This is a genomic window from Sphingopyxis sp. QXT-31 (genome assembly GCF_001984035.1).
Taxonomy (GTDB): Bacteria; Pseudomonadota; Alphaproteobacteria; order Sphingomonadales; family Sphingomonadaceae; genus Sphingopyxis.
Genome location: NZ_CP019449.1, coordinates 1,533,428 through 1,546,803 on the forward strand (window position 1 = coordinate 1,533,428; position 13,376 = coordinate 1,546,803).

The following is a 13,376-nucleotide window of genomic DNA, read 5'->3' on the forward strand; positions in this document are numbered from 1 at the left end:
TCAGTGCTTCAGGATATAGAGATGCACCCCGCCGTAGATCGCCGAGCGGTCGCGCCGCGTATAGCCTAGCGATTCTTCGGCGCGATACTCCCAGCGACCGAGCAGCGTATCGGGCAGCCGCCCCAGCAGCAGACTCGGCTCGGCGGCGGTGCGGAACAGCACGCGCGCGCCCGGCCGCGCGGTGCGCGTGGCCTCGGTCCAAAGCGCAAGCAATTGCAGGTTGGTCATCCAGTCCTGCGCGTCGAGGAAGACATAGCGATCGAAGCTGGCGTCGTCGGCCTCGAACAACATGTCGGTCATATTGGCGTGGAGCATCGTCACGCGTTCGGCGCGCGCCTTGACCGCGTCGTAGTTCGCGGCCTGCAGATAGGGCGGCAACGGCGCCTCGACGCCGCGGCCATAGCCGCGCCCGAAGGCCTGCCACGCGAAATAATTATCCTTGAGGTCGAAATCGCAGCACAGCTTCTCGAGCCGCGCGCGCAGCACGTCGGCCATCGGCTTGCCGCCCGCGAGCGCGTCGTACTGCGCGGGCGGGATACCCAGCCCGAACAGCGACGAGCGCTGGTCGGTGACCCAGCGCACGAACTTCCTGTCGAAGAAGGGCGCGAATTTCGTCTCGAAGATATGCCGCTGCTCGTCGATATCGCGCGCCTCGAGCAAGGCGCGCGGGTCGGCCTTCATCGTCCGCGCCAGCAGATGCGCGACCCCGATGAAATTGCCGAGCAGCCCGCGCTTGTAGAGTCCCGTCGCAAAGCCGTTGATGCGCCGCCGCCCGATCAGGTCGCGCCCTTCCCAATAGCGGCGGCTGATCTCGTCGAGATGTGGGCGGACGTGGGCCCGATACGCCCCGACATTCTCACGGCTGTCGGCGTCGGCGAAGAAGCGGCGGAAGCTGTTGTAATCTGGAAGGCGCTGCGCCGCGACGCGCTTCAGAGACCCAAGCGCCACATGCGCGGTGTTGAGGTCGACCGCGACGATCTCGGCGGGGTCGGCGGTGAGGTAGGAAAAGACGTTGCAGCCGCCGCTCGCGATTGTCGCGATGCGATTGCCGGGCTGGATATCCAGCGCCTCCATGTCGACCACCGGGTCTTCCCAGATCTGCGCATAGACGAGCCCGCGAAAGGCGAGCGCGAAGGCGCGGTCGAGCAGGCGTTGCTTCTGCTCGGCGTCTTCGCGGACGACGGCGGCGACGATCTTTCGGTTGGGCTGGCTGGCCATGAACGGTCTCCCGGAGCGAGGTGGATCCGGGACCGCGCATGACAGCAATTCTTGCGATTCACGCGACGCTTCGGTGACAAAGCCGCGACAGGGGTGAAAAATGTACAACGTCATCCCGGCGAAGGCCGGGATCTCACCGTCGCGTCATCTCGCACGGTCGAGATCCCGGCCTTCGCCGGGATGACGATCAGCTCAATCCTTACAATAACCCTCGCCGTCCTTGACGATCAGGCATTCCTTCTTGCCCGCGAGATATTTGAGGCCCGTCTCGTCGCCGCTCCCGCGGCGCAGGCTCAGTTCCTCGGCGCCGCGCTTGAACTTGATGCCATGTTCGCTGTCGGTGCCCTCGTAGGTACCCTTGGTGCTGTCGTCGGTCCCCGCCTGAATTTCCAGCTTATATTTGCCGGGCTCGCCGGGAGTGATGATGGCGTACATGCCCTCGACCCCGATCCATTTGCCCGCCCAGCTTGCGAAGCGGTGCGGCGCGGTCGCGGGATCGGCTTCGCCCTCGGTCGCCTCGGGCGGCACCGTCTCGTCGACCACCTCGGTGGTCTCGGTCGGCGCGGGCGCTTCGGCCTTTTCGCAGCCGCTCAGCACCACCAGCGCCGCGGCGCCCATCAGGAACATGCTCTTCTGCATCGACTTTCTCCTTCGCGGTCTCAACGCACCAAGGCCGATTAGTATCCGGCCAAAATTTCGGCATATTTCTGCGGGTCGACATTGCCGCCCGACAAGGTGACGAGCGTGGCCTTCACCGGCGTGACCTTGCCCGCGAGCAGCGCCGCGAGCGCCGCCGCCCCGCCCGGCTCGACGACGAGGTGCAATTTCTCGAACGCGACACGCATCGCGTGGCGCACCTCCTCGCGCGTCACCACCACGCCGCGCACGCCGCGCGCCTGCAGCACCGCGAAGTTGATCGGCCAGGTGTGCGGGGTCTGGAGCGCGTCGCATTCGCTGGGATAGGCGAGGTCCTCGACCGACTGGATTTCGCCGGCCTCCAGCGACCGCGTCACATCGTCCCAGCCCTCTGGCTCGACCGCGACGATCTCGGCATTCGGCAGCGCGAGCGCGAGCCCCGCCGACAGCCCACCGCCACCGCAGCAGGCGACGACCTTGTCGAAGCCGACGCCTTCGCGCGCGCGGAGCTGTTCCTCGGCCTCGATCCCAGCGGTCCCCTGCCCCTCGATGATCCACGGATCGCCATAGGCGTGCACCAGCGTCCCGCCGCGCTCCTCGAGCAATTTCGCCGCGACGGCATCGCGCGATTCGGTGACGCGGTCGTAGAGCACGACCTCGGCGCCCAGCTTGCGCGTCGCGGCGAGCTTCATCGCGGGCGCGTTGCCCGGCATCACGATCGTCGCCTTGATTCCCAGCTTCTTCGCCGCCCAGGCGACCCCCTGCGCATGATTGCCGCTCGACACGCCGACGACCCCTGCCGCCGCCTGTTCGGGGGTCAGGTCGGTCAGCCGGTGCCACGCGCCGCGGATCTTGAATGCGCCGACGGGCTGCAGGCATTCGGCCTTGCACCAGACGGTCGTGCCGTCGATCTCGAGCGGCAGCAGCGGGGTCGGCGGCAACAATGCAGCGACTTTCGCCGCCGCGCGTTCGACGCCCGCAAGAGTCGGTGCGCGTGTCGGATTGAGTAGGGGTTCGGGGCTTTGCTGTGTCATGGCTTCGTCCTATAGGGCGCGGCATAGAGAGCAAGCCGCATAGGTTCGCGGACAGGAGATTTTCACGATGAGCAAGGTTCTGGTGATCGGCGCAGGCGGCGTCGGTTCGGTCGCGGTGCACAAGATGGCGATGAACCCCGACATCTTTCCCGACATCACGCTGGCGAGCCGCCGCAAGTTCAAATGCGACGCGATCGCCGAGTCGGTGAAGACCCGCACCGGGGTCACGATCCAGACCGCCGAGGTCGACGCCGACCATATCGACGCGACCGCGGCGCTGATCCGCTCGATCGGCGCGACGCACGTCGTGAACCTTGCGCTGCCCTATCAGGACCTGACGATCATGGAGGCGTGCCTGTCGACCGGCGCCAATTACATGGACACCGCGAATTACGAGCCGCGCGACGAGGCGAAGTTCGAATATCACTGGCAATGGGCCTATCAGGACCGCTTCAAGGATGGGGGGCTGATGGCTTTACTCGGCTCGGGCTTCGACCCCGGAGTGACCAGCGTCTTCACCACCTGGCTCAAGAAGCATCATTTCGACCGCATCGACACGCTCGATATTCTCGACTGCAACGGCGGCGATCACGGCCAGCATTTCGCGACCAACTTCAACCCCGAGATCAACATCCGCGAAGTGACCGCGGTCGCGCGCCACTGGGAAAATGGCGACTGGGTCGAAACCCCGCCGATGTCGGTGAAGCAGAAGTTCGACTTCGAGGCGGTCGGCGAAAAGACGATGTACCTCATGTATCATGAGGAGATCGAAAGCCTCAAAACCCACATCCCCGAGATCAAACGCATCCGTTTCTGGATGACCTTCGGCGAGGCCTATATCACCCACCTCACCGTGCTGCAGAATGTCGGCATGACGCGGATCGACCCGGTGATCTATGAGGGCCGCGAGATCGTCCCGCTGCAGTTCCTGAAAGCCGTGCTGCCCGAACCGTCGAGCCTCGGCGAAACCACCAAGGGCAAGACCAACATCGGCGTCATCGCCACCGGCCTCGGCAAGGACGGCCAGGAAAAGACGCTCTATCTCTACAATATCTGCGACCATGAGGACGCCTATTCCGAGACCGGCAACCAGGCGGTCAGCTACACCACCGGCGTGCCCGCGATGATCGGCGCGGCGATGATGGTGACCGGCACATGGACCGGCACCGGCGTGTTCAACATGGAGCAGTTCGACCCCGATCCCTTCATGGACATGCTGAACAACCACGGCCTGCCGTGGCAGGTGAAGGAACTCGCGGGTCCGCTGGATTTCTGAGTCCATTCCCTTTTTCGTCATTCCCGCGAAGGCGCGAACCCGGTAGCCACGGCGTACCGGGTTCCCGCCCGCGCGGGATGACGAAGGGTCGTTTTTCATGAAGTTCCGTATCGCCGCCTTTGCGCTGCTCGCCATTCTCACCACCCCCGCTGCCGCGCAAACCGAAGACCCCTACGCCCCTGCACGCGCGATCGTCGCCGACATCGGCCAGATCGTCACCCCGAACGGCGTGCAGGAAACCTTCGAGGTCACGCTCGGCGGCGCGCGGCAAGTCGTGAACGTCCGCGGCGCCGACCGCGACAATCCGATCCTCGTTTTCGTCCACGGCGGCCCCGGTGCGGTCGAAATGCCCTTCGCCTGGGCCTTCCAGCGCCCTTGGGAGGATGTCTTCACCGTCGTGCAATACGATCAGCGCGGCGCGGGGCGGAGCTATCCGCTGAACGATCCCGCGACACTCGCGCCGACGATGACCCCCGACCGCTACCGCGACGATGCGATCGAACTCATCGATCTGCTGCAGAAGCGCTACGGCAAGAAAAAGGTCGTGCTGATGGGGCACAGCTGGGGCTCGATCGTCGGCCTGTCGGTCGCGGTGAAGCGCCCCGACCTGCTCTACGCCTATGTCGGGGTCGGCCAGGGCATCGATTTCCGCGAGGGCGAAAAGGCCGGCATGGCCTGGGCGCGCGCCAAGGCGGTCGCGGCCGGAAACGGCGAGGCCGTCGCCGAGATCGACGCGCTCGCGCCCTATCCCGCGGGCGACTTCACGATCGAAAAGGCCGACGGCTGGCGCAAATATGCGATCCCCTACGGCTCGCTGATCTACAACAAGCCCGACCTCACATATTATTTCCAGACCCCGCGCCTCTCGCCCGAATATGGGCCCGCCGACGTGAAGGCATGGGGCAAGGGCAGCGCCTTTTCGGTCACGACGCTCTGGCCGCGGCTCGCCGACGTCAGCTTCAAGCCCGTGCGCAAGCTGGACGTTCCTCTGATCTTCCTGCTCGGACGGCACGACTATACCGTGCCTTCGCTGGTGGCCGCCGACTGGTTCGCGCAGGTCGAGGCGCCGTCCAAAAAACTCGTTTGGCTCGAACATTCGGCGCATATGCCGATGGTCGAGGAGCCCGGGCATTTCTTCGCCGCGCTGCTCCGCGACGTTCTGCCGCTGACCGAGGAAAAATGACGATGACGCCCTATATCTTGCCGATCTTCCTGCTCGTCATCTCGAACATCTTCATGACCTTTGCCTGGTACGGCCACCTCGGCGACGTCTCGCGCCCGATGTGGCTGGCGATCCTGCTCGCCTGGGGCATCGCCTTCTTCGAATATTGCCTTGCGGTGCCCGCAAACCGCATGGGCCACGGCGTCTATTCGACCGCCGAACTCAAGACGATGCAGGAGGTAATCACGCTGATCGTCTTCGCGGGCTTCGCGGTCTTCTGGCTCGGCGAGAAACTGACGCTCAACCATCTCGTCGGCTTCCTGCTGATCGCGGGCGGCGCCTTCTTCATCTTCAAGGGGCCGATTGCGGCCTAGCGCCCCCTTCCTTCCGCCCCCCAAAGCCCCTACATGCGCGGCCATGGAAACCAGAGCCGGCGATCCCGGGGCCTTTGCCCATTTCGACCTCAACCGCGTCCCCTCGCCCGCGTTCGTCGTCGATGCGGCGAAGGTCCGCGCGAACCTCGGCGTGCTGCGCCATATCGGCGACGCGTCGGGTGCGCGCGTGCTCGCGGCTCTCAAGGCCTTTTCGATGTGGTCGCTGGGTTCGACCGTCACCGATTATCTCGACGGCGTCTGCGCCTCGGGGCTCTATGAGGCGAAGCTCGGGCGCGAGGAATATGGCGGCGAGGTCGCAACCTATTGCGCCGGATACAAAGCCGATGATCTGCCCGAGATCGCGAAGCTCTCCGACCATCTGATCTTCAACTCGCCCGGCCAGATCGCGCGTTTCCGCCCCCTGCTCGACGAACTCCGCGCCGCGGGCGAGAGCTTCGACATCGGCCTACGCATCAACCCGCAGCACAGCGAGGGCGAGGTTCCCAAATACGACCCCGCCGCGCCGTGCAGCCGCCTCGGCTTCCCGGTGAGCCAGCTCACCCCCGAGCATATGGCGGGCGTCGACGGCATCCATATGCATGTGCTGTGCGAACAGGATTTTCCGCCGCTCGCGCGCACATGGGCCGCGGTCGAACCGAAGCTCGCGCCTTACATAGACCAGCTCAAATGGCTCAACTTCGGCGGCGGCCACCATGTCACGCGCGCCGATTATCAGGTGGACGACCTGATCGCCTTCTTGAAGAACGTCCGCGAAACCACGGGCTGCGACGTCATGATCGAGCCCGGCGAAGCGGTCGCGCTCGACGCGGGCATCCTCGTTGGGGAAGTGCTCGACCTGTTCGACAACGGCATGCCGATCGGCATTACCGACATCAGCGCGACCTGCCACATGCCCGACGTGATCGAGGCACCCTATCGCCCCGCTATGCTGGGCGAGGAGAGCGAGGGCGCGGTCACCCGCCTCGGCGGCCCCTCGTGCCTCGCTGGCGACGTGATCGGCGACTACCGCCTGCCCGGCGGCGCAAGCATCGGGCAGCGCTTCGCCTTCCTCGACCAGGCGCATTATTCGATGGTCAAGACCAACACCTTCAACGGCGTCCCGCTGCCCTCAATCTGGCTGTGGGACAGCGAGAGCGATGCGCTTACCCTAGTCCGCGAATTCGGTTACGAGGATTTCAAGACGCGGCTGTCCTGAGGAGAGGCCGGGCGCAAGGGGGAATGCGTTGCTCGATCTGACCAGCCGACGCCAAATGGCCGGGAACATGCTGGTCGGCATGGCGCTGCTCTGGCTGTTCTACGACTTCACCAATTACAGCGGCCTGTTCCGGATCATCAGCAATCTCCAGAAGGACCAGATGGGGAGCTATTACCCCATGCTGTCGCTGATCCCCTATGCGCTCATCTTGGGGGCCGGTTTCCACTTCACCGAACCGCCCGAGCCCGCGAATCCCGCGCCCGACTGGGACAAGTTCGACACGTGGGAGGATGCACGCCTTGCCAGTCTGGCCAAACGCGTTCCCTGGTTCTCGCGCGTCGCGCCGCTCGCGGTCATCGCCGCGGTCGCGGCGTGGGGCTGGACCTTTACCCAGCCCGCAACGCTACCGGCACCCGTCAGCGTCGCCAGCCTTGCCTCGGCGCGCGATCTGCCACGCGGGACCTATGTCGAACTCGACGCCGCCCCGCTTCCCGAAATGGCGGTCGAGCTGCAGAAGGCCGATCGCAACGGCGGACAAGTCGATCTCTACGTCCCTGCCGCGACCGCCGCGAACGAGCGCAGCATCGCCTTCTTCATGCATCTTTACCCGCGCGAGACCGAGAGCCGGCAAGCGATGGAAGCCTGGGCCGCGCGCGGCAAGATCCGCGGGACGCTGAACGGATCGCTCGACGGCGAGGCGCTCGACTATCTCCGCCGCGCCGGGGCGCCGGTGGCGGCGACGCATTATACCGTCGATATCCGCACCACCACCCCGCGCGAGCGCTTTCGCACGGTCGCGATTATGCTGACGCTGATCGCGCTCGTGGTCGGCATCATCTGGTTCCGCCTGTCGCGCGAATTCCGCCGTCTGCTCGCCGAGCGCTAGCTTCCGGCGATCTCCGCCAGCGCCTGGTGGATGTCGCTGACCACCACCGACCCTTCGCCCACCGACGAGGCGACGCGCTTGACCGATCCCTTGCGCACGTCGCCGATCGCATAGATGCGCGGCCAGCTCGTCTCGTAACGGCTCGGCATGCGGTCGAGCGACCAGCCCGCCTTGACCAGCTCCATCGGCGCGATGTCGGTGCCCGTCTTCACGAAGCCCTTCTCGTCGCAGACCATTTCCTTGGGCAGCCAGTGCGTGTTCGGTGTCGCACCGAGGAAAAGGAACAGGAAACCGCAGTCGCAATGCCCTTCCTCGCCCGTGTCGCGGCAGCGATAGGTGAGCCCCGCCAGCCGGTCCTCGCCGTGCAGCGCGACGACGTCGGTCGACCCCATGATCTCGATATTCGGATGCTCCTCCAGCCGTTTGACAAGATATTCGGACATCGTCTCGCGCAGGCTTTTGCGGCGGAAGATGACGTAAACCTTCTTCGCCACGCTCGCGAGATAGATGGCGCCCTGCCCCGCCGAATTGCCCGCGCCGACGATCGTCACCTCGGCATTGCCGCAGAGCTGCGCCTCCATCGGGGTCGCGCCATAATAGATGCCGCGTCCCTCATAGGCCTCGATCCCCTCGATCGGCAGCCGCATATATTGCGCCCCGCTAGCGACCACGACCGCGCGGCTGCGCAGCTTGCGCCCGTCGGCGAGATGCAGACAGTATGCGTCGCCGTCGCGCCCGATCTCGGCCGCGCGCACCGGCGCGACGATCCGCGCGCCGAATTTCTGCGCCTGCACCGTCGCGCGCCGCGCCAGCTCGTTGCCCGAAATGCCCGTCGGGAAGCCCAGATAATTCTCGATCTTCGACGAGGTCCCCGCCTGCCCGCCCGGCGCGAGCGAATCGAGCGCGATCACGGTCAGCCCCTCCGACGCCGCATAGACCGCCGCGGCGAGCCCACCCGGCCCGCTACCGACGACGAGCACGTCGGCGGTCGCGCCGTCGGGCAGCAGGTCGAGCCCCATCGCCTGCGCCAGCTCCTCGGGGGTCGGCTGCACCAGCACGTCGGTCGCGCCGAGGATCACCGCGGGCAGTTGATCCTCGCTCAGCCCGCGCTCGGCCATCAGATGGCCTGCGACCGGGCCGTCGGCGGGGTCGAACCAGCGGTGTCCGACGCCGTGCTTCATCAGCAGGTCGCGCAGCGCATAGACGCTGCGGTCAATCCCCGCGCCGAGCACGATGATCGCCGAAAAGCCGCGCGTGTTGCCGAACTCGCGCCGCGCCGCGAACACGCGGACGAAGATGTCGGAGAAATGGCTGTTGCCCGCGATCAGCCGCTGGAAGCTCTCGTGCGGGATGCGCAGGATGTCGCCGTCGGCGCCCATCTCGACCCGCGACAAATGCCGCTGGCCGGTTAGGATCGACAGGTCGCCCGCGAACTGCCCGCGCTCCATCCACCCCACGCGAAGGCTGCCCTCGTCGGTCTGCACGAAGATATCTGTGTGCCCCGACAATGTGACGATACAGTCGGGCGCCATCGTCCCTTCGGCGAGGATCAGGTCGCCCTCGGCATGCGATTCGACCGTGCCGAACGCGATCAACTCTTCCAGTTCGGCGTCGGAAAAGGTGTGATTCACATCGGGCGGCGGGTTCATGGGCCATGGTCCTTGTCGCGGGAGAAGGCGCGAGCAATACCCAAAAACGGGGGCTTTGTCCCCCGGTTACCGCGCGTCAGGCCCGTTTCGGCGCGACTGTTACCGATGCGTTACAAAATTGCGCGATAGGGTCTTTACAGGGGGGACCCCCCTGCATATATCGCGCTCCGCTGCCCCAGGGGGACTTCCAATAACCGCAAGGCAGCCTTGGATGTTTAACGTTATATTTGGGGGTCCCTTGAGTTGCACCAGCATCATAGCGCCCACGGGCTGATTCAGGCACTTTCGCCGGTCGAACCTGTTACGCTTGTCCGCCCGCACGCCGCGGCGCGCGCAGCGCGTTTCTTTATCGAGCGATTTCCCGGCACGACCATGTACGCGGTCAAGGCGAATCCGTCGCCCGACCTGCTGCGCGTGCTGTGGGATTCGGGTGTCACGCATTATGACGTCGCCTCGATCGCCGAGGTCCGCCTCGTCGCGCGCACCCTGCCGAAGGCGGTGCTGTGCTTCATGCATCCGGTGAAGGCCGAGGAAGCGATTTCCGAAGCCTATTGGAAGCATGGCGTGCGCACCTTCTCGCTCGACACGATGGACGAGCTCGAGAAGATCGTCCGTGCGACCGAGGGTGCGCAGGACCTGAACCTGCTCGTGCGCCTGCGCGTCTCGTCGGATCACTCGAAGCTCAGCCTTGCCGCCAAGTTCGGCGCCGAGCCCGAGGATGTCGCCGAACTGCTGATGGCGACCCGTCAGGCCAGCGACGCGCTCGGCATCTGCTTCCACGTCGGCAGCCAGGCGATGACCCCGCATGCCTATGCGCAGGCGATGGAGCGCGTCCGCGCGGCGATCGTCGCGGCGGCGGTGACGGTTGACATCATCGATGTCGGCGGCGGCTTCCCCTCGTCCTACCCGGGCATGGAGCCCCCGCCGCTCGGCGCCTATTTCGACACGATCCACCGGACGTTCGAGAGCCTGCCGATCAGCTATTCGGCCGAGCTGTGGTGCGAACCCGGCCGCGCGCTCGCCGCCGAGTATAGCAGCCTGATCGTCCGCGTCGAAAAGCGCCGCGGCGACGAGCTTTACATCAACGACGGCGCATACGGCGCGTTGTTCGATGCGGCGCACGTCGGCTGGCGCTTCCCGGTGACGCTGCTCCGCGAGCCCGAGAGCGACGCCGAGATGACCGCGTTCAGCTTCTACGGCCCGACCTGCGACGACCTCGACCATATGGCCGGCCCCTTCTACCTCCCCGCGGACGTGAAGGCCGGCGATTTCATTGAGATCGGCATGCTCGGCGCCTATGGCTGCGCGATGCGCACCAAGTTCAACGGTTTCGGCGCGGACGAGACCCATGTCGTCAGCGACGAACCGATGGTGAGCCTCTACACGGGCGAAGCCGAACCCGAACGCCGCAGCGCGACGGTGACGAAGCTGTTCTGAGAAGGGCGGCAACAGAATAGGAAAAGGGCCGGCTGCTGCGAAGCGACCGGCCCTTTTCTTTGCCTTGGAGGCGGTCGCCTAGAGGATGAAGTCCCCGGCGGTCAGCGCGCTCATCGTCACGCCGTGTAGCACGATGAAATCGCCGTTGCCGAGATTGATCGCCCCGTCGTTGCCGACCTGGCTGAATCCCGCCTGCAGCGCCGCAAAGCTGGTCAAACCGAAGGCCGCGAGGTCGATCTTGTCGGTGCCGCTCAGGAAATCGCCGATCACGTCGCCGCCGGTGCCGCGCTCGAACAGGAAGATGTCCGCGCCGTCCTGCCCGAACAGCACGTCATTGCCGCCCTTGCCGTTCAATATGTCGTTGCCCGCGCCGCCGAGCAGCGTGTTGACCGACGCGTTGCCGGTCAGGCGATTGTCGAGCTCATTGCCGACCCCGAAAGCCGTCGTGCCGCGCAGCTCGAGATTTTCGACATTGGCATAGAGATAGACCCCGGCATTGGGCAGGTTGATCTCGGCGATCACCGTATCGGTACCGCCGCCCACGGCCTCGAAGGTCAGGTCGTCGCCGGTGTCGACATAATAGACGTCGTCGCCCGCGCCGCCGTCCATCAGGTCATAGTCGTGGAGCCCCGAATTGCCGAGCAGCTGGTCGTTGCCCGCGCCGCCGACCAGAATGTCGGTGTCGAAGGTCGCGCCGCCGTCGAGCAGGTCGTCGCCGTCCTCGCCATAGAGTTCGTCGGCATCCTCGCCGCCATAGAGTTTGTCGTGGCCGATACCGCCCGCGAGATAATCGACGCCGATCTGACCATAGAGCGTGTCGTTGCCCGCCTCGCCGAACAGGCTGTCGCGCGCATGGTCGGGGTGGCCGGTCCGCGACCCGCCGCCATAGATGATGTCGTTTCCGCCGCCGCCGATCAGCAGGTTCTGCGAATTGTTTCCCGTCAGGATGTTGTCCGACGCGTTGCCGACCAGCCAGCTGGTCCCCGCATCCTCGACGATCACGCCATTTTCGACATTGGCGTACATATAGTGAAAGCCGCGCGTGATGACGGTGTCATTGCCCTCGCCCGGATTCTCGAAATAGAGCGTGCGGTGGATATTGTCGCTGAACGCGGTCAGATAATAGGTGTCGTCGCCGGTGCCGCCAAGGAAGCGGTCCTGCCCGAGCCCGCCCTGGAAGACGTCGTTGCCCGCCCCGCCGACGAACAGGTCGTTGTCGTCGTTGCCGAAGAACTGGTCGTTGCCGCCGAAGCCGTAGATCGTCGAATCGCCGACGCGCGTCGAGACGAGGATATTGTCGCCCTCGTCGCCGTTGAGGTTGCCGCCGCGGGTATCGAGGATGATGAAGGACAGGAAGCTGTCGATCCCGAAGGCCGCGATGCGGCCGTCGCCCAGCGAGACGAGCGATGTCTGGCCGCCAGGGATCGTCGGCGTCAGCAGCGAGCCCGACCGCGGCGTGCCGTCGTCGTCGAACCAGCGGAACCCGGCGCCCGAACCGTTGTAGTATGAGATGATGAAGCTGTCGTCGGGCAGGACGGTGATATTGGGCGCGCCGCCGCCAGGCTCTTCGTTGACCAGGAACTGCCCGCCGACCGGATTGCCCGCCGAATTGAAGATGCGCGCATAGGAGGACACCCCGCCGCCGGGGCCGCCGTCGACTTCCCAGACGACGACATAATTGCCCGAGCTCAAAGTTTCGACATGCGGGCGCCCCGCCGAACCGGCGCTGTCCGACTGGACGAGGAACTCACTCCCGATCCGCTGCCCGGCCAGCGTCATCATCTGCCCGCGCACGTCGCCGGTCGCTTCGTCCCACCAGCTGATGAACAGATTGTCGCCGTTGGTCGCGACCCGCGCGTCGAACTGGCGCCCGGCGGTCGTGGTGTTGACGATGATCGGATTGCCCGCGACGCCGTTGGCGCCGACGATGCGCAGCGCGATATTCTGGACGTCGGCCCCGTCGTTGATCGAATAGACCACCACATGGCCGCCGCCCGGCAGCGCCTCGAACCCCGCCGCGAGATTGGTCAGCGGCAGGATGTCGTTCGCGACGGTGATCGGTGCGCCGATCGGCTGCGCATTGGCGTCGAAGTGCCGCATGCTCAGCACGTCGGCGTTGTTGACGACCTGACGATAGAGCAAGGTGAAACCGCCGTTGGCGTTGGGCTCGAGCCCATAGACCTGTTGCGAGTTGCCCGAACCGCCGTCGATCGGCCCGCTCGCGGTGCTGCGGCCGAAGCGGTCGAAAATGGCATATTGCATGCCTCCATTGCCGTTGCCCGACCAGATCACCATGAAATTGCCGTTGGCGAGCTGTAAGGTCGACGGAAAACCGGCCGCGCTACCGACCCCGGTGTTGAATTTCCAGATATCCAGCGCCATCGCGCAACTCCCCCGACCCGTCCCGGCACGATGCTAACCGAAAGAAGGACCGGCTGGAAGCGCGATCTGCGTGCGATGACAGGGACTTGGCGGTGCCGACCGCTAT

Annotated in this window: 11 protein-coding genes; 6 read left to right on the plus strand and 5 right to left on the minus strand. The window is 65.4% G+C overall.

Features of this window, described 5'->3' with window-relative positions:
- From BWQ93_RS07500 to BWQ93_RS07510, 3 genes are all read right to left on the minus strand, one after another.
- Positions 1 to 1,218, minus strand: a complete 1,218-nt coding sequence (locus tag BWQ93_RS07500; protein WP_083720731.1) for a DUF3419 family protein — start codon at positions 1,216 to 1,218, stop codon at positions 1 to 3.
- Between the two features lie 192 nt (positions 1,219 to 1,410).
- A complete protein-coding gene (locus tag BWQ93_RS07505) occupies positions 1,411 to 1,857 on the minus strand; it encodes a hypothetical protein (protein ID WP_077029983.1) in 447 nt (148 codons plus the stop codon).
- A gap of 38 nt (positions 1,858 to 1,895) precedes the next feature.
- Positions 1,896 to 2,888 (minus strand): threonine ammonia-lyase, encoded by a 993-nt coding sequence (locus BWQ93_RS07510; protein ID WP_077029984.1) that lies wholly within the window; start codon positions 2,886 to 2,888, stop codon positions 1,896 to 1,898.
- Positions 2,889 to 2,955: 67 nt separating this feature from the next.
- Between BWQ93_RS07510 and BWQ93_RS07515 the strand changes: the two genes are divergently transcribed.
- The 5 genes from BWQ93_RS07515 (at position 2,956) to BWQ93_RS07535 (ending at position 7,802) form a co-directional block, all read left to right on the plus strand.
- Entirely contained in the window at positions 2,956 to 4,164 is a 1,209-nt protein-coding gene (locus BWQ93_RS07515; RefSeq protein WP_077029985.1) for a saccharopine dehydrogenase family protein, read from the plus strand.
- A gap of 97 nt (positions 4,165 to 4,261) precedes the next feature.
- Positions 4,262 to 5,347: an alpha/beta fold hydrolase gene (locus tag BWQ93_RS07520; RefSeq protein WP_077029986.1), complete on the plus strand. Its 1,086-nt coding sequence runs from the start codon at positions 4,262 to 4,264 to the stop codon at positions 5,345 to 5,347.
- Positions 5,348 to 5,349: 2 nt separating this feature from the next.
- The gene (locus tag BWQ93_RS07525; protein WP_198040493.1) at positions 5,350 to 5,700 is read left to right on the plus strand and encodes a DMT family protein; all 351 of its coding nucleotides are present in this window, start codon (positions 5,350 to 5,352) and stop codon (positions 5,698 to 5,700) included.
- Between the two features lie 43 nt (positions 5,701 to 5,743).
- Positions 5,744 to 6,916 carry a carboxynorspermidine decarboxylase gene (locus BWQ93_RS07530; RefSeq protein WP_077029988.1) on the plus strand — a complete coding sequence of 391 codons (1,173 nt, stop codon included), beginning with the start codon at positions 5,744 to 5,746 and terminating at the stop codon, positions 6,914 to 6,916.
- A 55-nt stretch (positions 6,917 to 6,971) separates the two neighbouring features.
- Positions 6,972 to 7,802 (plus strand): hypothetical protein, encoded by an 831-nt coding sequence (locus BWQ93_RS07535; protein WP_077029989.1) that lies wholly within the window; start codon positions 6,972 to 6,974, stop codon positions 7,800 to 7,802.
- Here BWQ93_RS07535 and BWQ93_RS07540 read toward each other — a convergent pair.
- Complete coding sequence (locus tag BWQ93_RS07540; protein ID WP_077029990.1) at positions 7,799 to 9,451, minus strand: FAD-dependent oxidoreductase; 1,653 nt, start codon at positions 9,449 to 9,451, stop codon at positions 7,799 to 7,801. The genes BWQ93_RS07535 and BWQ93_RS07540 overlap by 4 nt on opposite strands.
- A 243-nt stretch (positions 9,452 to 9,694) precedes the next feature.
- On the opposite strand from BWQ93_RS07540, the gene BWQ93_RS07545 reads away from it, so the two are divergent.
- Positions 9,695 to 10,888 carry a type III PLP-dependent enzyme gene (locus BWQ93_RS07545; RefSeq protein ID WP_077029991.1) on the plus strand — a complete coding sequence of 398 codons (1,194 nt, stop codon included), beginning with the start codon at positions 9,695 to 9,697 and terminating at the stop codon, positions 10,886 to 10,888.
- 78 nt (positions 10,889 to 10,966) lie between these two features.
- Here the strand turns inward: BWQ93_RS07545 and BWQ93_RS07550 are convergent, their stop codons facing one another.
- Positions 10,967 to 13,270 (minus strand): calcium-binding protein, encoded by a 2,304-nt coding sequence (locus BWQ93_RS07550; RefSeq protein WP_077029992.1) that lies wholly within the window; start codon positions 13,268 to 13,270, stop codon positions 10,967 to 10,969.
- Positions 13,271 to 13,376: the final 106 nt, after the last annotated feature.